The following is a 25,417-nucleotide window of genomic DNA, read 5'->3' as shown; positions in this document are numbered from 1 at the left end:
ACTCAGAGGCGCGACCACAACGGGCGCAAACTAGACCTTCGGCGCCCGGGCGTAGGGAAGATGCCCGGTTTTCATCCAGACCTTGGCGCCGTCGGGGCCTGCGGCGGCCGACAGGGTCTGGCCCTCAGGCAAACGCAGCCAGTCGTTTGTGTTCAAAACATCTTGTTCGGTGGTGATCGAGCCGTCGATGATCAGTACCTCGATCCCGCCGGTTGCGTTTGATGACAGGGTCGCGCCTGCGTCCAGATGGCTATAGGTCACAACTTCGCGGGCGTCTTCGTGCAGGATCGCGGTAGCGACGCCGTTTACCGGCGCGGACAGTTCATCTGACATGGTTTTGCGGAACTGGGTACGGTCATCCATGTCGAACTGCCATAGCTTGACGAAGATGGTGCAGCCGGGTTCCGATCCCGGCGTATGCTGCGATGTCGGCGGGTTTCGCACATAGGTCCCGGCCGGAAAATCGCCGTGCTCGTCCTGAAATACGCCGTCAAGCACGATGAATTCCTCACCACCGGTATGGGTATGAGCAGAGAACTTGCTGCCCGGTGCGTAACGGACAATGGTGGTGGCACGCGCAACCTCGCCTCCGATCCTGTCCAACATGCGCCGGTCCACGCCTTTCATGGGCGATGCTTGCCATTCCAGCTGGTCAGAGTGAACGACGACGCGGGAAGAAAAATCCGAGTTGAGTTCCATGAGGCGGGTTCCTTTCGACGTATGGGGTCGTGATCGGCGCGTGCCGCTTTTTGCACGCCATTCCTGAAGATGGGGCGGACGTTCGAGGATTTCCACCTTGGCGCAAAGACAGAATGTCAGGTCTCGCGCAGTTGCGCCGCCAGAAAGTCAATCAACGCTCGTATCCGAGCGGTCAGGTGGCGGTTCTGCGGGTAGGCGGCATAGAGGCCGACGGATTCCGCCTCCTGCGCCTCAAAAATCAATCGCAACTGTCCTGCATCCAGAAACGGCTGCGCGGTGTACAGGGGAATGCGTCCGATCCCCAACCCGTCTGCGGCCATGTGGGCCACAGCACGCGGCGAGTTGGCCCGGAAATTGCCGGACATCGGAACCGAATACGCGCCGTCCGGTCCCTTGAAGGTCCAATGATCAGAGGTGTTGCCGGTGGTCTGTAGCAGGCAGTTATGAGAGGCCAACGCCGCGGGGTCTTTCGGTGCTCCGAATTCCGCCAGATAGTCCGGCGAGACACAGCACACGATCCGCATGTCCATGAGCTTGCGCGCCACGAGGTTCGAGTCTTTCAGGACGCCGAAGCGAATGGCCAGATCATAGCCTTCCTCGACCATGGGGACGTGGTGATCTGACAGGTGAAGCTCGATCGAGACCTTGGGATGTTTGGTCTGAAACGGTTTCAGCAGGTGGATCAGTTCCGCAGATCCAAACCCGGTTGGCGCGGTGATCCGGATACGGCCTGCCAGTTCGGTTTGCCGCTGCTGGACCAGGCCCTCAAGCTCATCGAACTGTTCCAGCAGGGGCAGGCAACGTTCGTAATATGCCCGCCCGGTATCGGTCAGGGTGACGCTGCGGGTGGTGCGATTGAACAGTTGCGCGTTCAGGCGATCCTCGAGCTGACCGACATATTTACTGGCCAGCTTGGTGCTGATGCCAACCTGCCGCGCCCCTTCGGTGAACGAAGAATGCGCTGCCACGGCCGCGAAAGCCTTCATGCCTTGAACAGTATCCATTATCTACACCATGTTCATAGTAATTCTACAAGTTGATATATTATCGCCAAATGGAATTCCAACTAAGTCTGGTGCTCAGATGCTGATCCTCAGCCAAACCCTTTCAGTCAGAGAAAGAGCTATCAGATGTCCAACGCTATACGAATTCACAGTTTCCCGCTGTCCGGTCATGCCCACCGTGCGGTTCTGTTCGCCAACCTTGCCGGTATCAATCACGATGTCATCGATGTTGATTTGGCCGGGGGTGAACACAAGACGGAGGCCTTTCTGGCGCTGAACCCCGCAGGCCAAGTGCCGGTGCTGGAAGATGGTGACGTGGTTGTCAGCGACAGCAACGCCATCCTCGTTTATCTGGCCCGGAAATACGCGCCGTCCTACCTGCCGACCGATCCGGTGCTTGAGGCCGAGGTGCAGAAATTCCTGACCCTCGCCGCGGGTGAGATTGCCTTTGGTCCCGCCGCCGCGCGGTTGATCACCGTGTTCAATGCTCCGCTGGATGTCGACTTCACCCATGCCACCGCCGCCAAGGTTCTGGGCAAGCTGGACGCACATCTTGAGGGGCGCGACTGGTTGGTCGGTGACGCGCCCTCTATCGCCGACGTCGCGATCTACAGCTACACCGCGCACGCGCCCGAGGGCGGCGTTTCACTGGAACCCTATGCGAATGTCCGTCGCCTGCTGACCAATATCGAGGCGTTGGACGGCTTTGTTCCGATGCCTAGCACGGCGGCTGGTCTGCACACCGCCTGACCCTGAACCTGCCCGGTTGCGCTTCGGTGCAACCGGCCCCCCGCTCGCCGACAAGTGAGGTCTGCCATGAATGTTCCTGTAACCGTCGATAGATCACCCTTTCACGCAGGCGAACGAGCCATGCAGTCGCGCGTGGGGAAACGCGAAAAGGTCGAGAAGATGGGTCGGGACTTTATCCGCCCCTACATGCCGGATCAGCATCGGGAGTTCTTTGGCAAGCTGCCTTTCATTGTCCTGGGCAGCGTCGATACCGATGGGTGGCCCTGGGCGTCGATGGTATCGGGCAGGCCGGGATTTGTCAGTTCGCCCAATGACCGGCGGCTGGACGTCGCGATCCGACCCTTGGAGGACGACCCGCTGAGCGCTGCATTGCAAACCGGTGCACCGATCGGTGTTGTCGGGGTCGAACTGTCCACGCGTCGCCGTAATCGAATGAATGCGACCGTGCGCCATGTCAATGATGATGGTTTTTCGTTGGATGTGGTGCAGTCCTTTGGAAACTGTCCGCAATACATCCAGACCCATGATGTGAGTTTTGCTCGGGAACCTGGGGCCGATGTTACTCACCCCCGCAGTGATCGGTTTTCCACGCTGGACGCGCGGGCCCGTGAAATGATTTCAACGACCAACTCGTTCTACGTGGCAAGTTCCGTCAATACTTCTGAACACGAAGGCGTAGACGTGTCGCATCGCGGTGGGCGCTCTGGGTTCGTCAAGGTCGAAGGCAACAGTTTGCTGGTGCCGGACTTTTCCGGAAACAACTTTTTCAACACGCTTGGCAACTTTCTTGTGAACCCGCGGGCAGGTCTACTGTTTCCCGACTACCAGACTGGGGACCTGTTGATGTTGACCGGAACAGTTGAGGTTTTGGGGGAAGACCATCCCGATATCGCTGCTTTTTACGGGGCCGAACGTGGCTGGCGGTTTGAATTATCTCATGGACTTCGCATCTATGATGCTTTGCCATTCCGGGCCGCGTTTCAGGAATTCTCACCCAACAGCCTCATGGCCGACAATTGGCAGGCAGTAGAAGCCCGCCAAAAAGCCGAAATGCAGCGCCGTCAATGGCGATCCCTCAGGGTTGCTTCGGTCAGGGATGAAAGCGAGGTGATACGGTCCTTTACCTTCGAGCCTGCGGAAGAGTTACCCCTTTTACCTTTTGAAGCGGGACAGTTCCTGACACTTCGTGTTCAGCCCGAAGGTACGACACCTGTGACCCGAACCTACACGGTTTCTTCTGCGCCGGGGGATGTCGGCTACACGATATCGGTCAAACGTGAGCCGGGTGGTGCGGTCTCGAACCACTTGCATGACACGCTCTCAGTCGGCGACCTGGTCGAGGTTAAAGCGCCCAAAGGTCAGTTCTTCCTGAATCCGGCAGAGACCCGCCCCGCCGTTCTGTTCGCCGGAGGAGTTGGCATCACACCGATGATATCGATGGTCCGCCACGTGTTGAACGAAGGCGTGCGTACGCGGCATACGCGCAGATTGACCGTGTTCCATGCCGCGCAGACCGTGGCAAAGCGCGCCTTTCACCTGGATTTGCGTCGGGCAGAGACCGCGAGTGATGGTGCAGTCCGTTACGTTTCGGCTATTTCGCAGCCTGAAAGGGGTGCGCGAGCGGGTGTCGACTTTGATGTTGAAGGACACATCACACTCGACCTGATCCGCGAGGCTCTGCCATTCGATGATTATGATTTCTTCCTGTGCGGCCCGCCGAATTTCACGCAGTCCGTCTACGATATGCTACGCGACCTCGGCGCAAGAGACGACCGGATATTCGCCGAAAGCTTTGGCCCTGCCGCACTGAAACGACGTTCTGACGGCGGTGACGCATCAGTCCCGATAAAGCCTGAGGCCGACGTTTCTCAGATCAGTTTTGAAACCAGCGGGCGTACAGCACGATGGGAAAAAGGGGGGCCAACCCTGTTGGAGACGGCAGAGGCCCAAGGCCTGACCCCGTCCTTTTCCTGTCGCACGGGCTCGTGCGGCAGCTGTTTGACCCGCAAGATCGCTGGCAAGGTTGTCTACCGTTCTGAACCTGCGGCGGACCACTCCGAGGATGAAGTTCTTATCTGTTGTGCTGTACCTGCCGAAGGGACAGATGAGGTTGTGTTGGATCTTTAGCGCAAAGGACTCGGGACTTTGGCTAAGGCTCCGGTTACAAAAGATCGGAATGCAATTGCGATCATGTGAGGATTTCCAATGACCGACCCAAAACTCAGAACCACCTCGGGCAATGGCCGTACCTTTGACAGCGTGCTGGACACGATCGGCAACACGCCCACAATCCGCATCAACAATCTTGGGCCGGATGGCATCAATCTTTTCGTGAAGTTCGAGGCCTTCAACCCGGCCGGGTCGGTCAAGGATCGCCTTGCCGTGAACATCATCGAGGCAGCCGAGCGAAGTGGGGCGTTGAAACCCGGACAAACCGTTGTCGAAGCGACCAGTGGCAATACTGGCATCGGTCTGGCCATGGTCTGTGCGCAAAAAGGGTATCCTTTGGTGGTCACAATGGCCGAGAGTTTTTCGACCGAACGTCGACAGTTGATGCGAATGTTGGGTGCAAAAGTCGTTCTGACCCCCAAGGCGGAGAAAGGCTTTGGCATGTATCGCAAAGCCGCCGAACTGGCCGAAAAGCACGGTTGGTTTCTGGCGCGACAGTTTGAAACACAAGCCAATGCCGAGATCCACGCTGCAACAACCGCCCGGGAGATTCTGGGCGACTTCAACGGCGAACGGCTGGATTACTTCGTGACGGGGTATGGGACTGGCGGAACGGTCACCGGCGTCTCGCGTGTTCTGCGTGCCGAGTGGCCGGAAACAAAGATCATTCTGTCTGAGCCGGAAAATGCGCAATTGGTGGGCAGCGGTATCGCGACCGAGAGGGGAGAGGATGACGATCCTATCTCCAGCCATCCGGCGTTCGAGCCGCATGTGATTCAGGGTTGGACGCCGGATTTTATTCCTGCGGTTCTGCAGGAATCCATCGATAACGGCTACTTTGACCAACTGATACCTGTGCCCGGCCCGACGGGTGTCGAATGGGCACAAAAACTGGCCAGCCAGGAAGGTATTCTGACAGGAATCTCTGGCGGTGCGACCTTTGCCGTAGCTATGGAAATCGCCGAGCAGGCAGAACCTGGCGCGTCGGTCCTGTGTATGTTGCCCGACACGGGCGAGCGGTACCTGAGCACACCGTTGTTTGGTGACATCTCGGTGGACATGACGGATGAGGAATCCGAAATCTCGCGCTCGACTCCAGGGTACCACATCGGCTGACGCTATGTCGTGCTGCGCCCTTCTTGCCTAAGCGCCCCCGTAACTGCAATGATATTGGCGGGTTACGGGGGATGTAGTCCAAGATCGGACAGGGGGAGGCTGATGCAAAAAGTTCGACTGTTGCTAAGGGCTGCTGCGCTGATGTCTTTGCTCTGCGCTTACCCGGTCGAAATGCTTGCGCAGGAAACGGGCACCTCCCTGATGCAAGATCAGGCCAGCGCGGACGTCAAAGCGATTTTGGACCACCGCTGTGTGGTTTGCCACAGCTGCTACGACGCACCTTGCCAGTTGAAACTGACGTCATCGGCGGGTGTCTTGCGAGGGGCCAGCAAAGAAGCCGTTTACCATACCGAGCGTTTGACCGATGCCCAACCCACCCGGTTGGGCATCGACGCGCAGACTGTTCCGGAGTGGCGGGCGCTGGGGTTCCATTCGGTTGTTGGCGGGCAGAATGCTGGATTGCTCGAACGATATCTTGAGTTGGGCCGCCAGAACCCCATGCCAGACAATGCCACCCTTCCATCTGAGCTTGGCCTTGCGATCGATCGCCCTTTGGTTTGTCCCAAGGCCGATGAATTTGATGCATTCAGCAAGGCACATCCGCTTGCAGGTATGCCTTATGGTACAGCACCTCTTGCGGAGGCAGAGTTTCAGGTGCTTAAGGTTTGGGCCCGCAACGGTGCCGAACTGCCCTCGGCGACGACCGATTTACCAGATGGGGTCAAAGCCCAAATCACGAACTGGGAGGCGTTTCTGAATGCGGACAATCTTCGCAGTCAGTTAATGAGCCGCTACCTATACGAACACCTCTTTCTGGCCCGGCTGCACTTTCAGGGCGATGACCCTCGGCGGTTCTTCCAGATCGTACGCTCAACCACTCCGCCGGGCGAAGAAATCGACATAGTCGCGACCCGAAGACCATTCGAGGATCCGGGCGCAGACCTGTTTTATTACCGGTTGCAGCAGATCACGGAAACGATCGTTCACAAAGAGCATCTGGTCTATACGCTTGGTCCGGATCGTATGGATCGGTACCGGCAATTGTTCCTCGGTGCCGATTGGACCTTGTCCGAATTGCCGCCCTACGGAGACGCTGAAGGCGGCAACCCGTTCAGTACCTTCATGCAGATACCCGCACGAAGTCGGTATCAGTTCCTGCTGGATGATGCGCTGTTTTTTGTCCGTAGTTTTATCCGCGGCCCCGTTTGCCACGGTGAGACTGCAGTTGACGTGATCGAGGACCGTTTCTGGGTCAGTTTCCTCGATCCGGATGCGGATTTGTCGATCACTGACCCAAGCTTTCTGGAGGAGGGCGCCGCGTTTTTGGATTTGCCCGTGACAGAAGCCAACGCTGGTGTTTTGGGCACATTGCAGGGGTTCTCGCACAAAAAACAGATCGAGTATCTTGAGTTCAGGGATGCGCGATACCGGGCCGCTCCGGTGTATCAATCCGGGTTTGACTATAGCTCGATCTGGGATGGTGATGGGGCCAATACAAATGCTCTGATCACGGTGTTCCGGCATTTCGACAATGCCTCGGCCATGACAGGGTTTCACGGCGGAATCCCAGAAACCGCCTGGGTCATCGACTTCCCGATTTTCGAGCGCATCTATTATGACCTCGTAGCAGGTTACGATGTGTTTGGACGGGTCGAACATCAACTGGCCACACGTCTTTACATGGACGAGTTGCGGATGGAGAGCGAGGATACTTTTCTGGCTTTCATGCCGCTTGATGTCCGCCCACAGATGCACCGTTCCTGGTATCAGGGTGTTCTGGCAGAGCTGCATACCTATTGGCACCAGCGTCGCGTTGATGACAGTTTCCCCACCGGAGTTACCTATGAAACAGATCAACCAAAGAAGGAATTCTTCCTGAGATTGCTGGAACGCGGCAACGGGTTGTGGCCTGTCACAGATGCGATCAATAGATGCGATGCGGGGGGTTGTGCCTCGGGCCAGCCCGAAGAAGCCCTGCGCGATCTGGCCGGTCAAGTCGGAGATTGGGTCAAATATCTGCCCGATCTGTCCATTCTTGTGATTGAACAAAACGATGAAGAGATAGCGTTATTTACGCTTGCGCGGGACAAGGCGCATTACAACGTGGCTTTCCTGTTCGATGAAAAGGCGCGCCGCAAACCCGAGGAAGATGTCCTAACCATTCTTCCGGGCCTGATTGGCAGTTACCCGAATTTCTATTTCCACGTCCGGCAGGACCAGTTGGAGAGTTTCATACCTGCGTTAAAATCCATTCAGTCGCAAAGTGACCACATGGCTGTTGTGGAAGAGTTCGGCGTGCGCCGAACCAGCCCAGATTTCTGGGCGTTGAGCGACCGGATTTATGATCTCTTTCTAGAGCAGGAGCCGACGCAGGCCGGTATTTTGGATCTTAACAGATACAAGGATCCAAAGCCCACCGATGACCCCGATTAGGGCCATGTTTCCTAGCGTTTAAGCACGAACCCTTGACCGCACGCGAGCGCCGCTAACTTGTTCCAAAGCCGTTTGGCGCTTAAGTTAAGCCTATGTGGTCCTTCGCAGATATCCGACCGGCCTACACCCGAGCCGAGCGTGTAAGCGACGGAGTTGTGCATATTCTAGGTGTCACCGCAGCTCTTGTTGCTGTTCCCGTGTTGATTGCAATCACCGTATTTCACCGGCCCGAGCCCGAGGTTGTTCTGGGTGTTTCGATCTATGGCTTCACGCTGGTGCTGATGCTGACGTTTTCTGCACTTTACAACATGATAGAAAACGACAGGTGGACCGACCTGCTGCGCCGTCTCGATCACTCGGGCATCTATGTGAAAATCGCCGGGACCTATACGCCGTTCCTTTTGCTTTCGGCTGGGCAGGGGCCAGGCCTTTTGATTGGCTTGTGGTCGTCGGCAACGCTGGGCTCTGCGCTGAAGTTGATTGATCCCAGTCGCTTTCGATGGTTCGGGCTTGCTCTGTATCTGATGATGGGGTGGGCTGTTGTCTGGGCCGGGCCAACGATGCTGTCCGAGCTTTCAACGGTTGTTGTCTGGCTGATGATCGCTGGCGGTGTCGCCTACACCGTCGGGGTTGCTTTCTATCTTCTGGACAGACTGCCCTTTCACAACACGATCTGGCACGTGTTTGTTTTGGCCGGGAGCGTGCTGTTTTTCATCGCAATCTCTTTCCGAATTCTGTTTGGGGCTCATCCGGTTGCCTGAGGCTGAGTTTCGGGATGATGGTGCGTGTTGCAATACCTGAGTAATTTTGTCATATAGCGCCCGGCTTAGTCAGATCCGATGGAATCACGCCCGGCCGCTTACAGCTTAATGCCCCGAAAACAAGCGCACTTAACGGCGAAATCGGGCACGTGCACCGGGATGACTGACAATGAAAACAATCATGAACACGCTTCTGGCGGCAGATGATCTGGCACGGACCCACGGGTGTGGGCTGAAACCCGCGCTGCGCGCCGCAATTGAGAAGGATCTTCGCTTTCCAGCCCATGCGGCATCACCGACACCGCAAGAAGCTCAATTGCAGAACGAATTGCCCAAGAATGTTGTCAAGTTGAAGGCCCCTCAGCCGCAAAAGCAGAGGATTTCGGCATGAGCGCGCCGTATCGCTCCGTGCCGCATGGCGGAATGCAGGTGATCGACAGTTATTCGTTCGACACGTTCGAGATCGGTGTTCTGGCGGTTGCCCGCCATCACCTTGATGCGTTGCGCTGTCCCGAGACCCAGGCCTGGCATCTGGCGTATTCCATTGCCGCCGAACGTTGGGGTGACAATATCGGATTGCCGGCCGCGCATTTGCTGGCGCGGTTCCTGAAATATGTGGTTCGTTGCCGTGAAGATGGCTTTGATCACATCGACCCCCTATGTGAACACAGCCGAGATTTGGTGACCGAGGATGAGGCCAGCTTGCTGAGCGCGCTGCATTTCATGCGCCGTGATGACACCCCGGCTGCACGTGAAGCGGTTGAGGAACTGACCCAAGGACGCCTTGACCCGGATGTAATTCGCTCGGGCCTGACCTTCGCCAACCGTTTCCCCGCAGGAGCGTCCCCGGCGATACGTGCGCGATGTGGGGTCAAATTACGCGTTGTGGGATAAGCCGCCATACTAATGACGTGCGGACCGAAGTTGCTTGTTGATTTCCGTTCATTCGGTGTTGGGGAGATTATCTCTGGGAAGACCGCCAAGGAGCACATTTCCGTCTTCTTGTGTGTTTGTGCCGATCTGCACAACGGGCTTTTGAGTTGTATCCGGGACAGCTGTGCCCCTGAGCTAGATAAATTTTATCGTGGGCCCTGATAGTAGTGCTCTGGCCCAAGGATCAAGAATTGAATGATTTGGGGGTTGACTTGACCCGGTGTTAATCGACTAAAAGGCTCAGAAATTAAATTCCTGATAAAAAGAGTCGGACAGATCGAGGATTCCCATGCTCAAACCCACACTCAGACTCACTTCGGCGCTTGTTGCTGCGGCCATGATCAGCAGTGCCGCCATGGCCGATCAGGCCTATGGACCTTTCCCGGTCACTTTGAAAGGCTATGAAGGCGACAAGACTAATTCGGTTTCATACACTGGTCAGATCGCGCGTCACGTGCTGCATGACAGCCTGAAGAAAGCGGCGGCCAAAGGTGACGGCGGCAATAACGCGGCCGACGTCGAAGCGCTGATGCTGGCCTATTTCAACGGGTCCGAAGAAGACCTGGAAATCATTGCGCCTGCAAGCAAGGACGGCTTCCCGGTCATGCAATCGACAGTGAATGAAATCTCCAAGGGCAAGAACATCTCGGGCAAGTTCTACAACGGTGCAATGCCCGCATGGCCGGGCAACCAGTCGGGCGTCGACGTTGCGCTGCAGATGATCAAATTGGCGGCGGCATCTGAGCAAGGCTATGACCCGGTGAACGGCATGGATTGGGGTCAGCTGATCTCGAAATTCACGCTGGGCGCGATGGCTTATAACCAAGCGGTCGACAACTACCTCGACGAAAAGCTGGAAGCCGACAACAAACCCAACGACAAGCCTTACTCCGAGGGCGCGCATTACACAGGCAAGGAGCATTCCTGGGATGAGGCCTTCGGCTACTTCGGTGCCGCAGCACATTCTGTGACTCTGTCGCCGGAGCAGAACTATGGCGTATCCAAGCAGAAAGACATGGCTGCAGCGGACGCCAGCGGTGACGGCGTGATCGACCTGAAAACCGAGATGGTCTTTGGTCCGGCCTACTATGCCGCTGGCGCTGACAAAGGTGGCAGCAAGAACACCCAGTACATGGCGACCATCTTCAATGCGTTCCGCGATGGCCGTGCCCTGATCGCTTCGGCCAATGGCGAGGCGCTGACGGACGCGCAGCGTGCTGAACTGAAGAACTACGCTGACATCATCGAGACCAACTGGGAAAAGACGCTGGCTGAAGCCACGTTCAAATATGCCGGTTCAGTCTACAAAGACATCGACAAGATCAAGTCCGGCGAAGATGCCGACAAGGCGCTGCGTGACTATGCCAAGCATTGGGGTGAGCTGAAAGGCTTCTCGATGGCGCTGCAATCGGGCAAGAACAATCTGGGTGCCACCGCAATTGATCTGAACTGGTTGATCGGTTTTGGCCCGGCGATGCCTGATGGCAAAATGGTGTCGGACATTGATGCCGACGGCAACTTTGTTCGTGGCCGCGACATGACGCTGGATGAGTATCAGGTCAACATGCTGAAAGTTCAGCAGTTGCTGATCGAGAAATTCGGCATCGAAAGCCGCGCCAATGACGCAACTGCTGATCTGGCCGCGCTGGCGGAAAAGCTGGGCGAAAATGCTTCGGCAGAGAACGACTAAGGGTCTTTTGATCCTGACCCGGCGGCCTTAGGGTTGCCGGGTTTTCAGCGGAAAGAGACCCCTTGGAATTTCTCGATCAAATAGGCTCGGTCTTTGCTGATTTTTCAAACCCCAAGAAGCGTACCTTCGTTGGGTATCTGTTTCTTACAATCCTAATAGCACTTGTTTGGCTGGTGGCGGTGCGCCGGTCCTCGATCCGTGCGGCCTTGCGTGAGGTGTTTGACCGCAAGATCCTGTTCTCGCCGTCGGCCAAGGCGGACTACAAGATTTTTGTGATCAACCGCGTCTTCACCTTGTTCATTTCACCATTGCTGGTGTCACAACTGGCGATCGCAACGGCGTTGTACTACGCGTTGCATGACGTGAGTTTTCTGCAACGCGGTCTGTTCGACGACACACCGAAAAGCGTGATCGTGGCGCTTTTCACTGTCACAATTTTTATCGTCGATGATTTCACAAAATACCTTCTGCATCGTTGGATGCACCGCTGGCCAATTCTGTGGGCAATCCACAAAACTCATCATTCGGCCGAAACGATGACACCGATAACGGTCTACCGCACGCACCCGCTTGAGGGCATTCTTTACGGAATGCGCGGCGCGGTTGCGCAGGGCACCGTGATGGCGGTGTTTTTGTTCTTCTTCGGCAGTGCGGTCGATCTGTACACCGTTCTGGGCGTCAATGTGATGTCTTTTGTCTTCCACGTTACTGGCTCAAACCTGCGGCATTCGCATATCTCGATCCGGTATTGGCATTGGCTGGAGCATATCCTGATCTCTCCGGCGCAGCACCAGGTGCATCATTCGATTGCGCGGGAACATCACGATAAGAACTTTGGCGTCGCGTTCGCGGTCTGGGATTGGCTGTTCGGGTCGCTGCACCTGTCAGAGCGTGAGAATAAGCTGACCTTCGGATTGAAGCCCACCGAGGCTCACGCATCAAACCTGATCGACATTTACTTCCGCCCCTTTCGGGATATCGCAAACGTCCTGCGTCGACGGGTTGGAAAGTTGCGTGCCCGGATAGAGGGCCAGTCACGGAATGAGCGCGACCCCGTAGCGTAAGTAGCTGCTGACCTGCTGTTTTATCTGACACAACGCTGCCAACAGGCGTCGGTGACCCTTCTGCATTTCCCTGATTATCGGGCGGCTCATCGCTGATCGGACAGTTAGCAGTTGAAATTTGCAGCTCTATCGATATTAGGAAAGGTAGGCATGGAGTTTCGGACAAATTATCGATAAAATGGAAAACACCACCCCCACATGGACCCGCGAAGCAGCACAAGCTGTTTATGATCTTCCTCTGATGGACCTGCTGTTCCGCGCGCAGACCGTGCATCGCGAGAATTTCGATCCCAACAAGATCCAAACCTCCAAGCTGCTTTCGATCAAGACGGGTGGCTGCGCCGAGGATTGTTCCTATTGCTCGCAGTCGGCCCGGAACGGCTCGAAGCTGTCGGCCTCGAAGCTGATTGAAGTTCAGCGCGTCCTGACTGAGGCGCGCAAGGCGAAAGACGGCGGCGCGACCCGGTTCTGCATGGGCGCGGCTTGGCGCGAGCCAAAAGATCGCGACATGGATGCGTTGGTCGCCATGGTCGAAGGCGTGCGCGACATGGGGATGGAGACCTGCATGACGCTGGGCATGCTGGACGACAATCAGGTCATCCGTCTGCGCGACGCGGGTCTGGATTACTACAACCACAATATCGATACCTCTGAGCGTTATTATCCCGAGGTGATCACCACGCGCACTTTTGCCGACCGCATCGACACGATGAACCGTGTGCAGGATGCCGGGATCAAGGTGTGTTCGGGCGGTATTATGGGAATGGGTGAAGAGATCGGCGACCGCGTCGATATGCTGGTCACCCTGGCCAACATGGGTCCTGCGCCCGAATCCGTGCCGATCAACATGCTGATGCCGCAGGAAGACACGCCGCTGGCCGACGCCAAGCCGATCGACCCGATCGATTTTGTACGCGTGATCGCCACGGCCCGCATCATGATGCCGAATTCTTATGTGCGCCTGTCTGCCGGTCGCAGCGACATGACCGAAGAAATGCAAGCCATGTGTTTCTTCGCCGGTGCGAACTCGATCTTTGTGGGCGAAACGCTTCTGACTGCCGAGAATCCCGAAGAAGACACTGACGCAATCCTGTTCAACAAGCTGGGGCTGCAGGCCGAAACCGTGGCCGGGCAAAGTTGTGCGGAAGCGGCTGAATGAAAGCATTGAGTCGCCTGCACTCGATGCTTGAAACACTGGACGCCCGGCATCGCCGCCGGGCGCTGGCCCCGAGGCGTGGGTTGGACTTTGCCTCGAACGACTATCTGGGCCTTGCGGACTCACCGCTGTTGCGCCGCGCCGCGCAAAAGGCGTTGGAGCGGGGCGTGGCTTTAGGTTCGGGCGGGTCACGACTGTTGCGCGGCAATCACCCGGAACATGAGGCGCTTGAGGAAGAGGCTGCTGCCTTTTTCGGCGCCGAAGCTGCTTTGTTCATGGGCGGCGGATTTCAAGCCAATCAGGCGATTTTCTCGACCCTGCCCGCAGCAGGGGATTTGATACTGTATGACGATCTGGTCCATGCCAGCGCCCATGAAGGGATGCGCACTGGTCGGGCCGAAACCCGGTCCTTTGCTCATAACGACGTGGCCGATGCCCGGCGGGTTTTGGCGGATTGGCAAGCCACCGGCGGATCGGGGCAGGTTTGGATCGCGGTGGAAAGTGTCTATTCGATGGAGGGCGATATTGCGCCCCTGCGCGCTTTGTCCAATCTGGCCATCGAACACAGAGCTGTTCTTGTTGTGGATGAAGCCCACGCTACAGGCGTTTTTGGTCCGAAAGGAAAAGGTCTGGCCCATGGTCTGAAGGCTGAGGTTTTGACACTGCACACTTGCGGTAAGGGCTTGGGTGTCTCGGGTGGCCTGATCTGCGGGTCCCGAGTGATGATTGACGCGCTGATCAACCGGGCCCGGCCGTTTATCTTTGCGACCGCCCCGTCACCGTTCAACGCGGCCCTTGTGCGGGCGGTTCTGGACCATCTGCAATCCGACACCAGCCTGACTAATGCCGCAAATGCCCGAATACGCCATGCTCATACCGAGGCGCGTCGCACCGGTGTGCCGCAGGACGTGCTGAACAGCCAGATTATTCCCGTCATTCTGGGCGACGAAGCCCGGACGATGCAGATGGCCGTAACCTTGCAAGCACAGGGGTTTGACGTCCGGGGTATTCGCCCGCCGACCGTGCCGCGCGGCACCTCGCGGCTTCGGGTCTCGGTCACCAGCAATGTGTCCAACGCTGACATCAGCGCCCTGTTCGAAACGCTGGCACAGCACCAAAGCGAGGCCGCATGAGTACCGTGATTGTTGTTGGCACTGATACCGGCATCGGTAAAACTGTCTTCGCAGCAGGTCTAACCACCGCCCTTGGCGCGCGGTATTGGAAGCCGGTGCAGTCGGGGTTGGAAGAGGCAACGGATTCGGAAATCGTCGCTGAACTGACGGGGGCCGAGGTACTGCCCGAGGCGTATCGGCTGAACATGCCAGCTTCACCGCATTTGTCGGCAGAGGATATGGGGATCGAGATCGCCCCGGCCTGTCTGGCCTTGCCGCAGGTGTCCGGCCCTCTGGTCGTTGAAGGAGCAGGCGGGCTGATGGTGCCGCTGAACCGTCAGGTATTTTTCCTCGACGTGATTGCGCAATGGACGGCGCCGGTCGTGCTGGTGGCGCGCACTGCGTTAGGGACGATCAACCACACGACGCTGTCTCTGATGGCACTGCGCAATGCCGGGTGCAATGTGGTTGGTGTGGCCTTTGTCGGCGATGCCGAGCCGGATGTCGAACAGACCATCGCCGAAATGGGCAACACCCGGCATCTGGGCCGTTTGCCGTTCATCGACACCTTGTCACGGGACACGCTGACCGACTCCTTCAGCGCCATCGACGTCGACACAATCCGGAGCGCCCTGTGACCCCGCTTGAGTTTGACGCCCGCCATCTGTGGCATCCCTATACCAACGTGCTGAAGCCCGGTCCGATGCACCTGATCACCGGGGCCGAGGGCGTCTGGCTGACCGCCGAGGACGGGACCCAAATGATTGACGCCATGTCTTCATGGTGGTGCGCTGTGCATGGGCATCGTCACCCAGCCATTATTGGCGCGATGCAGGCGCAGTTGGATCAGATGCCGCATGTGATGTTCGGCGGACTCACGCATTCCCCGGCTATCGAACTGGGTCGCAGAATGATCGACCTGCTGCCCGACGGGCTCGACCGCATCTTCTACAGCGACAGCGGTTCCGTCGCCATCGAAGTAGCGCTGAAAATGGCGGTGCAATACCAGATGGCGCAGGGCCGAAAGGGGCGCACGCAATTCGCCACCATCCGCGGCGGCTATCACGGCGACACCTGGAAAGCGATGAGCGTCTGCGACCCAGTTAACGGGATGCACGGGCTGTTTGCGGGCGCTCTGTCGGTGCAGCACTTCCTGCCGCGCCCGCAGATCGCCTTTGGGCAGGACTGGTCCGAGGATGGCGAACTGAACGGTCTGAACGCGCTGGAAGAGTTGCTGGAAACCAAGGCCGACCAGATCGCGGGCCTGATCCTTGAGCCGGTCGTCCAAGGCGCGGGCGGGATGTATTTCTATCACCCGACATGGCTGCAACGGGCGCATGAACTGTGCAAGGCCCATGACGTGCTGGTCATCTTCGATGAGATCGCCACCGGTTTCGGTCGCACCGGAGAGCTGTTTGCGCTGCACCATGCCGGTGTGGTGCCGGATATCCTGTGTCTGGGTAAAGCGCTGACCGGGGGCCACATCACGCTGGCCGCGACGGTCACGACCGAAACCGTTGCCCGCCGCATTGGCGAAAGCGAGGCCGGCGTGATGATGCACGGCCCGACCTATATGGCAAACCCACTGGCTTGTGCGGCGGCTGTTGCCAGTTTGGAGCAGTTGTCGATCCGGGATTGTCGATCCGAAGTGGCCAGGATTGAGGACCAGATGGAACACGAATTGGCACCCGCGCGCGGATTGCCGGGGGTCTCGGATGTGCGTGTTCTGGGCGCCATCGGTGTCATTGAAATGGACGATTGGGTCGATCCGTCCGTCGCTCATGGGTTGGCGCTGGAAACCGGCGTCTGGCTGCGCCCCTTTGCGCGAAATATCTATTGTATGCCGCCATACATCATCTCTCCGGATGAGCTGAGCCGTGTGACATCAGCCATGGTATCCTTGGCGAAAGGCGCGTCATGAAACAGCAGTGGCTGTCCCGCTCGGGCACCCAAGAGGTGCTGTTGGTTTTCGGAGGCTGGGCGCTTGGGCCTGGGCCTTTTGAAGACCTTTCGGGCGATTCAGACGTTCTGTTTGTGGATGACTATTCCCGGTTGGATGATCCGCTGAGCGACCTCGCGCAATATGATCGGGTCACCCTGATTGCTTTTTCCTTTGGCGTGGCCTCATCAGCGCACTGGCTGACGCAGACAGGGCTTCAGCCGGATCGTCTGATTGCGGTCAGCGGCACTCTGTCCCCAGCCGATGTTGATCACGGCATCGCGCCGGATATGATCCGCGCCACGGCGGACCAGTTAAGCACCGCCAGTTTCGCCAAGTTCTGTCGCCGCGCCGGATTGGCGGGGCCTGTCCCCGAAATCGATATCGACGCCGCGCGGGCTGAGCTTCACGCGGTGATCGAACGTGGAACAGCGCCGGACCACAAGTTCGACCGGGTATGGATTCCGCAGCGGGATAGGATCATTCCCACTCGCGCGCAACAGGCCGCATGGGCCGGTCAGCCGGACGCGGTGCGCGAGATTTCCGCACCGCATGTGCCCTTTGCCGCCGGTCAAAGCTGGAAGGAGTGGATCGCATGAACGCTCAGTTGACTGACCGTGTCCAGCGCAGCTTCAGCCGTAGTTTCATGACCTATCACGACTCGGCGGGTCAGCAGGCTAAGATCGCGGATCGCTTAGCGCAGGACCTGCGCGATGGCGGCGCACCGCAGCACTTCGCCTCGGCTTTGGAATTCGGCTGCGGCACTGGTCACCTGACGCAACAGCTTTGCGAGCATTTCGCGTTCGACAGGCTCACGGTCAATGACCTCTCGCCCGAGGCCGATGTGACCGCCGCCACCTTTGGTGCCGAATTTCTATGCGGTGATGCCGAGCACGTCGCATGGCCCGCGAAACCGCATCTGATTGCTTCGGCCTCAATGGTCCAGTGGCTTCCCGATCCCGCGGTATTCCTGCACCGGGCCGCGATGGGATTGGCACCCGGAGGCTGGCTTGCCGTTTCGGGGTTTGGTCCCCAGCAATACCACGAATTGGTTCAGGTCGGGTCGGCAGCGAAAGCGCCGGGGCTGTGTGGGCCGGACGTTCTGACTACTGCTGTCGAGGGCATTCTGGATGTTGTCTCCGCCGGAGAGGTGGAACGGCAGATGTATTTTTCCTCGCCCCGCAAAGTGTTGGAGCACCTGCGCCGGACCGGCGTAAATGGACGCGCGCGTAAAACCTGGACCAAGTCCAGCCTGATGGCCTTCACCAATGACTATATCCGACAGTTCGGGGGCGAGTCCGGCGTTCCGCTGACCTACCACCCGACATGGATCATCGCCCGCAAACCCGGTTAATCCGGTCTAGGCTAACCGTGTCAGGTGGCGCTGCATCACCGAATGGGCCTTGGCCGCATCGCGATCCTTGATGGCGGCCAGAATGGCGGCATGATCCGGGTCTGCGCGTTGGCGCCATTTGGCGGTGTGCAGATTGTTGAAATGCCACGTGTACAGCACTTGTAGGTTTTTGATCTCTGAGATCATGCGCGGCATGTTGCAGGCGGCGATGACGGCCATGTGAAAGCGCTGATTAGCGTCCTCCCAATCATCCGCGGTGGTGGCCCCGTCGCAGTCTTCGTGAACCTGTTCGATCAACGCGATCTGATTGGTTGTCAGGTTGGGCACGGAATGCAGCAACGCGACCGGTTCCAGCGCGCGGCGCATCACGCGAAGCTCCTGAATAGCATTCTGATCCATCGGCGCTACGCACATCCCCCGGCGCGGCACGGCGACCGTCAGCCCTTTGGAGGCAAGGTTCAACAAAGCTTCGCGCACGGTCACCTGGCTGACCCCGAACTCGCGCGCGATTAGGTCTTGCCGCAGCTTTTCTCCGGGCTTCAGCGCCCCCTGGACAATCCGCATCGACAGCTTGTCGGCGATGTCATCCGATTTCTTGATCTGCTGCTCAGACACCTGACCCTCGGTTCATTTCACGTGTTCACAGACGCTTACCTTTATGCAGGAGGTTGAGCAACAGAGCTGTGAGCGGGTGGGCTGTGGCGGCAACCGGAGTGACCTTGCGGCACTTGCGACTGAGACCCTGCCAGCGGGTTTCACAAACGCCAATCGCGCGGCTAGGGTACGGAGAATGGTCTGACGTAACAGCCTGAAAAGGGATCACAATGGATTTTGCCCTGTCGCCTCGCGCCGTGGATTACCGCGACCAGCTAAAACGCTTTATGGAGGCGCATATCTATCCGCGCATCCGCGACCACAAGGAAGAGATTGAGGCGGGTAACTTTCCTGTGTCTTTCATGGAGGATCTCAAGGCTCTGGCCCGGGCTGAAGGGTTGTGGAATCTGTTCCTACCTTCCTTGCGCGACGATGAACCCGGCACGCGGCTGAGCAATTTGGAATACGCCCCGTTGGCCGAGTTGATGGGGCAGGTGACATGGTCCTCCGAGGTGTTCAACTGCAGCGCGCCGGACACCGGCAACATGGAACTGCTGCACATGTTCGCTACGCCCGAACAGCGCGAGGAATGGCTGTTGCCGTTGCTGAATGGTGAAATCCGATCAGCCTTTGCGATGACGGAACCGGACGTAGCCAGTTCGGACGCGACCAACATCACCACCTCGATCCGGCGCGTGGGGGATGAGTATGTCCTTAACGGCCGCAAATGGTTCATTACCAATGCCTGCCACCCGAACACCAAGATGTTCATCGTCATGGGCAAGACCGACCCGAATGCGGACCGGCACAAGCAGCAGAGCATGGTGATCGTGCCCAAGGACACGCTGGGTCTTGAGATCGTGCGCAACCCCACGATCCTGAACATGCACGATCCTGAGGGCCATGCGGAACTGGTCTTCAAGGATGTGCGCGTTCCCGCCGGCAATCTGCTGGGCGAAGAAGGCAGTGGGTTTGCTCTGGCGCAGGCGCGGCTGGGGCCGGGGCGTATTCATCACTGTATGCGCTCGGTCGGTGCCGCCGAAATGGCGCTGTCACTGATGGTAGAACGCGCGCAGGAGCGGAAGACCTTCGGCAAGCAGCTGTCAGAGCAGGGGGTGATCCGGGAATGGATCGCGAAATCACGGCTTGAGATCGATCAGGCGCGACTGCTGACCCTGCAGGCGGCGTGGAAGATTGATCAGGTCGGCGCCAAGGCTGCGCGGCGTGAAATCTCACTGATCAAAGTGGTAGCGCCCAATGTGCACGCCACCGTGACTGATCGTGCGATGCAGGTCTTTGGCGCCATGGGCATGACGCCGGACACGCCGCTGGCCGACAGCTATACCTGGGCGCGGGCGCTGCGCTATGCGGATGGCCCGGATGAGGTGCATCTGCAGGCCATCGCTAAGCAAGAGCTGAAAGAGTCGAACTTCGGCATGTCAGCGCAATGGCTGACACCTCCGAAGCGTTGACCTTTTACTTGCCCTTCCAGACCGGGTCGCGTTTTTCCGCAAAGGCGCGGGCGCCTTCCAACTGGTCGTCGCTGGCGTAAAGCACGTCGACGGTGCGCAACTGGCGTTTGGTGATGCGGTTCATCGCGTCCTGGAATTTGCTGTCCTCGGCGTCGCGGACAACCTCTTTGATCGCGGCGTAAACCAGCGGCGGCCCCGAGGCCAGCAAACGGGCCAGTTCCCACGCGCGGTCCATCAGTTGGTTGGCGGCGACAATTTCGTTCACCAGACCCCAACGGTTGGCTTCCTCGGCATCAAACCAGCGGCCGGTAAGCAGCAGTTCCATGGCGATGTGATAGGGGATGCGCTTGGGCAGCTTGATGCTGGCTGCATCTGCCACGGTGCCAGAACGGATTTCCGGCAGCGCGAAAGTTGCGTGTTCTGCAGCGATGATCATGTCCGCCGAGATCGCCAGTTCCAGCCCGCCACCGCAGGCGATACCGTTCACAGCAGCAATTACGGGTTTGTTCAGATCGCGCAGTTCCTGTAGGCCGCCGAAACCACCAACACCATAGTCGCCATCAACCGCATCACCGTCGGCGGCAGCTTTCAGGTCCCAGCCGGGGCAGAAAAACTTCTCGCCCGCGCCGGTAATGATGGCCACGCGCAGTTCCGGATCGTCACGGAATTCGGCAAAGACCTCGCCCATTCTGCGGCTAGTGGCTAGGTCGATGGCGTTGGCCTTGGGCCGGTCCAGCGTCACCTCAAGGATCGCCCCTTCGCGGCGGGTTTTGATCGGGTCCATATCTCAGGCCTTTCTGATGAGGGCATCCACCGCGACGGCCTTGTCGGGCGTGCAGAGGAGCGGGTTAATCTCGACCTCGCCAAGCGTGTCGGCATTTTGCATGACATAGGCCTGAACGGCCTCAATCGCGGTGATGATCGCATCCATATCAGCCGCTGGTTGGCCGCGATAGCCCGCAAGCAGCGGTGCGATTTTCAGCTTGCCAAGCGCGACGCGGACATCGTCGGGTGAGCTGGGCACCAGCAGGGATGCGGTATCGCGCAGAACCTCGGTCAGTACACCGCCTGCGCCCAAGGTAAGCACAAAGCCGTGCGCCGGGTCGCGAACCACGCCGACCAGCAATTCGGCAACGGTTCCGGTGATCATCTCTTCGACCAGAATCTCGTTGGTACCGATATCGGTGGCGACATCTGCCACGTCTTCGGCCTGAACGCCTAGCCGAACCGCAGAATGTTCGGATTTATGGGCAAGACCAACGCCTTTGACGGCAAAAGGAGCGTCCATTTCCTGTGCCGCCGCTTTTGCTTCGTCGGCACCGCTAACCGTACGGTTCTGCGGGATGCGCAACCCGCAATCGGCCAGAGCCTGTTTGGACTCGCCCTCGGTCAGGGTCCGGTTCGCCTCGGCGGTGCCGGGCAGCCAAACGGGATGCGTGGACGGTGCCGCGATCTGAGCTGCCGCGCGGGCGGCGGCCAGTGCTTCGCCCAAACCCATGAAGGGCACGACGCCCCCGGCCATCAGTTCTTGTGCAACGTCTTCCGGCAGCAGTTCCGGCAACGTCGCGACAATTGCGAACCGCGCGCCGGTCTCCGCACGGACTTTCATCGCCGCGCGCGAGGCGCAGGTCCAGTCGGTCGGGTCGGTGGTCGGGTAGTCGACGATCGAGAAGGTCAGGTCGATATCGTTGCCGGTCATGCCGGACCACGCCTTGGTCATCGCTTCTTCGTCGCGCCAGATATAGGTGTGGTAATCCAACGGGTTATTCAGGGCGACCATGGGACCAAGGGCGTCGCGCAAGTGGGCTTTCTTGTCATCGGTCAAACGCGGGAAGGTCAAACCCGTGCCCACGGCCATATCCGCGATCAGGCTGGCCTCGCCCCCCGAACAGCTGATCGAGGCGATGTTGCCGCCCGGTAACGGGCCATAGCAATGCAGCAGTTTCAGCGTTTCAAGGAAATCGGGTAGGGCGGACAGACGTGGGACGCCAAGGCGTTCCAACAGAGCCTGCGCCCCGGCATCGCTGCCTGCCAGCGACGCGGTGTGTGACACGGTGGCCGCCTGCGCCTGTTCCGATGCGCCAACCTTGAGCGCGACCAGAGGGATACCTTTGTTGTGCGCTTTGGCGGCCAGCGCTTCCCATTCGCGGATGTCTTTGAAGCCCTCGATATGCAGGCCAACGGCGGTTACACGCGGATCGTCAATCAGGGCCGAGGCGATCTCGGCCTGGCTGGTCTGCGCCATGTTCCCACAGGTCACCATATAAGCAATTGGCAGGCCACGCTTTTGCATGGTCAGGTTGATCGAAATGTTCGAACTTTGCGTCAGGATCGCGACGCCCTTTTCTACCGGGGTCGCACCGTGCTGATCGGGCCACAGCAGCGCGCCGTCCAATGCGTTGATGAAACCATAGCAGTTTGGCCCCAGAATGGGCATGTCACCGGCAGCAGCGATCAGTTGGTCCTGCAGGTCTCCGCCCGTATCATCCTCGGCCGCAGCCTCGGAAAAGCCCGAGGCAAAACACACCGCGCCACCGGCGCCCATGCTGGACAGAATGTGAACCGCCTCGATCGTGGCGTGGCGGTTGATGCCGATGAACACCGCGTCGGGAGCCTCGGGCAGGTCTTCGAGGTGCCCATAAACCGTATGGCCTGCGATTTCCGTGGCCTTGGGATGTACCGGCCAGATTTGACCCGCATAGCCCATGCGTTCCGATTGCAGAATAACCTGTTGGCACCAGGCGCCGCCCCCAATGACGGCAATGGTTTTCGGGCGCAGCAGCCGGGTAAGATCTCTGTTCATCGACGATCCTGATCGTGTCGTTGGAAATAAACGACGGAGAGCGGACCCTGGCAGAGTGAGAGCATTTGATGCCAGAGCCCGCTCACCGCAGTAGCGTGGTCTTATGCGCCGAGGGGACGCAGAAGATCGCGGCTGATGATGTGACGCTGAATCTCGCTAGTGCCATCCCAGATGCGCTCAACCCGGGCATCGCGCCAAAAGCGTTCGATCGGGAAGTCATCCATCAGGCCCATGCCGCCATAGATTTGCAGAGTCGTATCGGTGACCCGCGCCAGCATCTCGGACGCGTACAGCTTGGCCGAGGCGATTTCGCGGTTTGACGGCAGGTTTTCGTCCAGACGCCACGCGGCGGACAGGGTCAGCCAGTCGGCGGCGTCGATCTCGGTGATCATGTCGGCGATCTGAAAACCGATACCCTGGAACTTGCCGATGGGTTGACCGAACTGCTTACGCTCGGCCGAATAGTTCAGAGCATAGTCAAAGCAACGGCGCGCACGACCAACCGAGAAGGCCGCAACCGTCAGGCGGGTCGCGTAGAGCCATTCGTTCATCACGGCAAAGCCGCCATCGACCTCGCCCAGAACCTGCGCATCGGGCAGGCGGCAATTGTCGAAATACAGGATGTAGTTCTTGTAACCCTTGTGGCTGACCGAGTTGTAGCCCTCGCGTACCTCAAAACCGGGCGTGCCGCGATCCACCAGGAAGGTGGTGATGCGCTTTTTGGGGCCTTTCGGGGTCTCATCCACACCGGTGGCGATGAAGACGATGAAGAAATCCGCGTGTTCCGCGCCCGAGATGAAGTGTTTCGAGCCGTTGACGACCCAGTCACCGCCGTCACGCACGGCCTGACATTTCATGCCACGCACGTCCGAACCTGCGTCCGGCTCGGTCATTGCCAGCGCGTCCATTTTCTCACCACGTACGGCGGGCAGCAGGTAACGTTCACGCTGCTCGTCGTTACAGGCCATCAGGATGTTCTGGGGGCGACCAAAGAAATGGGTCAGCGCCATTGAACCACGGCCCAGTTCACGCTCGACCAGCGTGAAGTCGAAATGCGACAAACCGGCGCCGCCAACCTCTTCGGGGAAGTTACAGGCGTAAAAACCCAGATCGATGCACTTCTGCTTGATCTGCTCGCCCAGCTCATGCGGGACCTGACCGGTGCGTTCAACCTCGGCCTCGTGCGGGTAGATTTCGTTTTCGACGAAGCTGCGAACAGTCGAAACGATCATTTCCTGTTCTTCTGACAGACCAAACTGCATGGCGCGTATCCTTAGATAGGTGATTGACGCAAGAAACGGCATTGCGCATTTTCACGACATGCAGAATTAGTTCGGAATCGTGCAGAGTTGGAAAAAATTTGTCCCGGCAATATAACATTTTGATTTTCGACGGATACTCGAACCACTGCCTTGCCAATATGGTCGAGCCGCTGCGGGCGGCAAACACTTTAGCACGGCAGAGTCTGTATGCGTGGCGATTCTGTTCGATTGACGGAGGGTTGGTTGAAAGCTCCAGCGGGCTTGCCGTCACGCCGAACGGCGCTTTGGCTGATCAGCGTGGAGACGTGCTGGTGGTTATGCCGTCTTATGGTTATCTCAAGTTGGACACACGTGACACCATTCGTGCTGTGCTGTCGGCTGCAGGACGGCACACACAGCTGGCGGGTCTGGACACCGGCAGCTGGCTGTTGGCCCGGGCTGGGTTACTGAACGATCACCGGGCGACGATTCACTGGGATGAACTGGCCCGGTTCGAAGAGACCTTTCCGGCGGTCAACGCGGTTCAGGAGCGGTATGTCATCGACGGCAACCGTCTGACTTGTTCCGGGGCGATGGCGGCGTTTGACCTGGCCTCGGCCCTCATTCGCCGCGATCACGGGCCACTGTTGTCGATGGAGGTCGCGCATCTGCTGATGAGCCGGGGCGGCGCGGATCACTATGCGCTGCCGCTGAAATCCGAAGACAGCCTGGTCAATCGCGCTCTTACCGTGATGCAGGTGAATCTGGAAACGCCGCTGCCGATCAAAGAAGTCGCCCGCAAAATCGGGTGCTCGCAGAAACGGATCGAGTTGCGGATACAGGCCGAACTGAAAACCACGCCGCAGGCGCTGTATCGGCGTTTGCGGCTGAACCTTGCGCGAAAACTGGCGGAAGAGACGGAACAATCCATCGCTGAAATCGCCGGGCGCTGCGGTTATGAAAACGCCAGCGCCATGACCCGAGCTTTTAAGGCCGAGTTCGGGCAGACGCCAACCGCGTTCCGCAGCGGCAGTTGAGGTATATGACGTTGCGGAGCCTTACGCTTTCTGCACAGTAGCAAAGCAAACCCAAGTCGCAGGACGAGACCCAAAACAAAGGAGTCTGAA

Annotated in this window: 23 protein-coding genes; 17 read left to right on the top strand and 6 right to left on the bottom strand. The window is 58.5% G+C overall.

Annotation, left to right across the window (positions count from 1 at the left end; genetic code table 11):
• Window positions 1–30: 30 nt before the first annotated feature.
• On the bottom strand, window positions 31–699 hold the full coding sequence (locus GOW98_RS07720) for a cupin domain-containing protein (protein WP_170330643.1): 669 nt from the start codon (window positions 697–699) through the stop codon (window positions 31–33).
• A gap of 116 nt (window positions 700–815) precedes the next feature.
• Window positions 816–1,703 (bottom strand): LysR family transcriptional regulator, encoded by an 888-nt coding sequence (locus tag GOW98_RS07715; protein WP_170330641.1) that lies wholly within the window; start codon window positions 1,701–1,703, stop codon window positions 816–818.
• A 126-nt stretch (window positions 1,704–1,829) separates the two neighbouring features.
• On the opposite strand from GOW98_RS07715, the gene GOW98_RS07710 reads away from it, so the two are divergent.
• The 15 genes from GOW98_RS07710 (at window position 1,830) to GOW98_RS07640 (ending at window position 18,180) form a co-directional block, all read left to right on the top strand.
• Entirely contained in the window at window positions 1,830–2,453 is a 624-nt protein-coding gene (locus GOW98_RS07710) for a glutathione S-transferase family protein (RefSeq protein WP_170330639.1), read from the top strand.
• A gap of 66 nt (window positions 2,454–2,519) precedes the next feature.
• Entirely contained in the window at window positions 2,520–4,580 is a 2,061-nt protein-coding gene (locus tag GOW98_RS07705; RefSeq protein WP_170330636.1) for an FAD-binding oxidoreductase, read from the top strand.
• Window positions 4,581–4,658: 78 nt separating this feature from the next.
• Window positions 4,659–5,738, top strand: a complete 1,080-nt coding sequence (locus tag GOW98_RS07700) for a PLP-dependent cysteine synthase family protein (RefSeq protein ID WP_170330634.1) — start codon at window positions 4,659–4,661, stop codon at window positions 5,736–5,738.
• Window positions 5,739–5,840: 102 nt separating this feature from the next.
• Window positions 5,841–8,171, top strand: coding sequence for a fatty acid cis/trans isomerase (locus tag GOW98_RS07695; RefSeq protein ID WP_254437935.1), 2,331 nt, complete (start codon window positions 5,841–5,843; stop codon window positions 8,169–8,171).
• Window positions 8,172–8,263: 92 nt separating this feature from the next.
• Window positions 8,264–8,932: a PAQR family membrane homeostasis protein TrhA gene (trhA, locus tag GOW98_RS07690; RefSeq protein WP_170330632.1), complete on the top strand. Its 669-nt coding sequence runs from the start codon at window positions 8,264–8,266 to the stop codon at window positions 8,930–8,932.
• A gap of 169 nt (window positions 8,933–9,101) precedes the next feature.
• Window positions 9,102–9,323, top strand: coding sequence for a hypothetical protein (locus GOW98_RS07685; protein WP_217359447.1), 222 nt, complete (start codon window positions 9,102–9,104; stop codon window positions 9,321–9,323).
• Window positions 9,320–9,826, top strand: coding sequence for a hypothetical protein (locus GOW98_RS07680; protein WP_254437934.1), 507 nt, complete (start codon window positions 9,320–9,322; stop codon window positions 9,824–9,826). The genes GOW98_RS07685 and GOW98_RS07680 overlap by 4 nt, the downstream gene beginning before the upstream one ends.
• 328 nt (window positions 9,827–10,154) lie before the next feature.
• Window positions 10,155–11,555: a DUF4856 domain-containing protein gene (locus tag GOW98_RS07675; RefSeq protein ID WP_170330621.1), complete on the top strand. Its 1,401-nt coding sequence runs from the start codon at window positions 10,155–10,157 to the stop codon at window positions 11,553–11,555.
• A gap of 62 nt (window positions 11,556–11,617) precedes the next feature.
• A complete protein-coding gene (locus GOW98_RS07670; protein WP_170330619.1) occupies window positions 11,618–12,619 on the top strand; it encodes a sterol desaturase family protein in 1,002 nt (333 codons plus the stop codon).
• Between the two features lie 178 nt (window positions 12,620–12,797).
• The gene (gene bioB, locus GOW98_RS07665; RefSeq protein WP_170330617.1) at window positions 12,798–13,778 is read left to right on the top strand and encodes a biotin synthase BioB; all 981 of its coding nucleotides are present in this window, start codon (window positions 12,798–12,800) and stop codon (window positions 13,776–13,778) included.
• The gene (locus GOW98_RS07660; RefSeq protein ID WP_170330615.1) at window positions 13,775–14,908 is read left to right on the top strand and encodes an 8-amino-7-oxononanoate synthase; all 1,134 of its coding nucleotides are present in this window, start codon (window positions 13,775–13,777) and stop codon (window positions 14,906–14,908) included. The genes bioB and GOW98_RS07660 overlap by 4 nt, the downstream gene beginning before the upstream one ends.
• A complete protein-coding gene (gene bioD, locus GOW98_RS07655) occupies window positions 14,905–15,525 on the top strand; it encodes a dethiobiotin synthase (protein WP_170330613.1) in 621 nt (206 codons plus the stop codon). Before GOW98_RS07660 ends, bioD begins: the two co-directional genes overlap by 4 nt.
• A complete protein-coding gene (gene bioA / locus GOW98_RS07650) occupies window positions 15,522–16,808 on the top strand; it encodes an adenosylmethionine--8-amino-7-oxononanoate transaminase (RefSeq protein WP_170330612.1) in 1,287 nt (428 codons plus the stop codon). Before bioD ends, bioA begins: the two co-directional genes overlap by 4 nt.
• Entirely contained in the window at window positions 16,805–17,425 is a 621-nt protein-coding gene (locus GOW98_RS07645; protein WP_170330611.1) for a pimeloyl-ACP methyl esterase BioG family protein, read from the top strand. The genes bioA and GOW98_RS07645 overlap by 4 nt, the downstream gene beginning before the upstream one ends.
• On the top strand, window positions 17,422–18,180 hold the full coding sequence (locus GOW98_RS07640) for a methyltransferase domain-containing protein (protein WP_170330609.1): 759 nt from the start codon (window positions 17,422–17,424) through the stop codon (window positions 18,178–18,180). Before GOW98_RS07645 ends, GOW98_RS07640 begins: the two co-directional genes overlap by 4 nt.
• Window positions 18,181–18,186: 6 nt before the next feature.
• Here the strand turns inward: GOW98_RS07640 and GOW98_RS26215 are convergent, their stop codons facing one another.
• Entirely contained in the window at window positions 18,187–18,795 is a 609-nt protein-coding gene (locus GOW98_RS26215) for a GntR family transcriptional regulator (protein WP_170330607.1), read from the bottom strand.
• 209 nt (window positions 18,796–19,004) lie between these two features.
• On the opposite strand from GOW98_RS26215, the gene GOW98_RS07630 reads away from it, so the two are divergent.
• Window positions 19,005–20,246, top strand: a complete 1,242-nt coding sequence (locus GOW98_RS07630; protein WP_170330605.1) for an acyl-CoA dehydrogenase family protein — start codon at window positions 19,005–19,007, stop codon at window positions 20,244–20,246.
• Window positions 20,247–20,250: 4 nt separating this feature from the next.
• On the opposite strand, the gene GOW98_RS07625 is transcribed toward GOW98_RS07630, so the two are convergent.
• From GOW98_RS07625 to GOW98_RS07615, 3 genes are all read right to left on the bottom strand, one after another.
• A complete protein-coding gene (locus GOW98_RS07625) occupies window positions 20,251–21,030 on the bottom strand; it encodes a carnitinyl-CoA dehydratase (protein ID WP_170330603.1) in 780 nt (259 codons plus the stop codon).
• Window positions 21,031–21,033: 3 nt separating this feature from the next.
• Window positions 21,034–23,049, bottom strand: a complete 2,016-nt coding sequence (locus GOW98_RS07620; RefSeq protein ID WP_170330601.1) for an acetate--CoA ligase family protein — start codon at window positions 23,047–23,049, stop codon at window positions 21,034–21,036.
• 101 nt (window positions 23,050–23,150) lie between these two features.
• On the bottom strand, window positions 23,151–24,311 hold the full coding sequence (locus tag GOW98_RS07615) for an acyl-CoA dehydrogenase family protein (RefSeq protein WP_170330599.1): 1,161 nt from the start codon (window positions 24,309–24,311) through the stop codon (window positions 23,151–23,153).
• Between the two features lie 98 nt (window positions 24,312–24,409).
• Here GOW98_RS07615 and GOW98_RS07610 point away from each other — a divergent pair, with 98 nt between their 5' ends.
• On the top strand, window positions 24,410–25,327 hold the full coding sequence (locus tag GOW98_RS07610) for a GlxA family transcriptional regulator (protein WP_254437933.1): 918 nt from the start codon (window positions 24,410–24,412) through the stop codon (window positions 25,325–25,327).
• Window positions 25,328–25,417 lie beyond the last annotated feature (90 nt).

This window comes from Ruegeria arenilitoris (assembly GCF_013032445.1).
In the GTDB taxonomy this organism is placed as follows: domain Bacteria; phylum Pseudomonadota; class Alphaproteobacteria; order Rhodobacterales; family Rhodobacteraceae; genus Ruegeria; species Ruegeria arenilitoris_F.
This window is presented reverse-complemented; position numbering and strand designations above follow the sequence as displayed.

What these genes read in the sequence shown, in the direction of transcription:
- GOW98_RS07720 (WP_170330643.1), bottom strand. Translation starts at nt 699, where the DNA reads ATGGAACTCAACTCGGATTTTTCTTCCCGCGTCGTCGTTCACTCTGAC.
- GOW98_RS07715 (WP_170330641.1), bottom strand. Translation starts at nt 1,703, where the DNA reads ATGGATACTGTTCAAGGCATGAAGGCTTTCGCGGCCGTGGCAGCGCAT.
- GOW98_RS07710 (WP_170330639.1), top strand. Translation starts at nt 1,830, where the DNA reads ATGTCCAACGCTATACGAATTCACAGTTTCCCGCTGTCCGGTCATGCC.
- GOW98_RS07705 (WP_170330636.1), top strand. Translation starts at nt 2,520, where the DNA reads ATGAATGTTCCTGTAACCGTCGATAGATCACCCTTTCACGCAGGCGAA.
- GOW98_RS07700 (WP_170330634.1), top strand. Translation starts at nt 4,659, where the DNA reads ATGACCGACCCAAAACTCAGAACCACCTCGGGCAATGGCCGTACCTTT.
- GOW98_RS07695 (WP_254437935.1), top strand. Translation starts at nt 5,841, where the DNA reads ATGCAAAAAGTTCGACTGTTGCTAAGGGCTGCTGCGCTGATGTCTTTG.
- trhA (WP_170330632.1), top strand. Translation starts at nt 8,264, where the DNA reads ATGTGGTCCTTCGCAGATATCCGACCGGCCTACACCCGAGCCGAGCGT.
- GOW98_RS07685 (WP_217359447.1), top strand. Translation starts at nt 9,102, where the DNA reads ATGAAAACAATCATGAACACGCTTCTGGCGGCAGATGATCTGGCACGG.
- GOW98_RS07680 (WP_254437934.1), top strand. Translation starts at nt 9,320, where the DNA reads ATGAGCGCGCCGTATCGCTCCGTGCCGCATGGCGGAATGCAGGTGATC.
- GOW98_RS07675 (WP_170330621.1), top strand. Translation starts at nt 10,155, where the DNA reads ATGCTCAAACCCACACTCAGACTCACTTCGGCGCTTGTTGCTGCGGCC.
- bioB (WP_170330617.1), top strand. Translation starts at nt 12,798, where the DNA reads ATGGAAAACACCACCCCCACATGGACCCGCGAAGCAGCACAAGCTGTT.
- GOW98_RS07660 (WP_170330615.1), top strand. Translation starts at nt 13,775, where the DNA reads ATGAAAGCATTGAGTCGCCTGCACTCGATGCTTGAAACACTGGACGCC.
- bioD (WP_170330613.1), top strand. Translation starts at nt 14,905, where the DNA reads ATGAGTACCGTGATTGTTGTTGGCACTGATACCGGCATCGGTAAAACT.
- GOW98_RS07645 (WP_170330611.1), top strand. Translation starts at nt 16,805, where the DNA reads ATGAAACAGCAGTGGCTGTCCCGCTCGGGCACCCAAGAGGTGCTGTTG.
- GOW98_RS07640 (WP_170330609.1), top strand. Translation starts at nt 17,422, where the DNA reads ATGAACGCTCAGTTGACTGACCGTGTCCAGCGCAGCTTCAGCCGTAGT.
- GOW98_RS07630 (WP_170330605.1), top strand. Translation starts at nt 19,005, where the DNA reads ATGGATTTTGCCCTGTCGCCTCGCGCCGTGGATTACCGCGACCAGCTA.
- GOW98_RS07625 (WP_170330603.1), bottom strand. Translation starts at nt 21,030, where the DNA reads ATGGACCCGATCAAAACCCGCCGCGAAGGGGCGATCCTTGAGGTGACG.
- GOW98_RS07620 (WP_170330601.1), bottom strand. Translation starts at nt 23,049, where the DNA reads ATGAACAGAGATCTTACCCGGCTGCTGCGCCCGAAAACCATTGCCGTC.
- GOW98_RS07615 (WP_170330599.1), bottom strand. Translation starts at nt 24,311, where the DNA reads ATGCAGTTTGGTCTGTCAGAAGAACAGGAAATGATCGTTTCGACTGTT.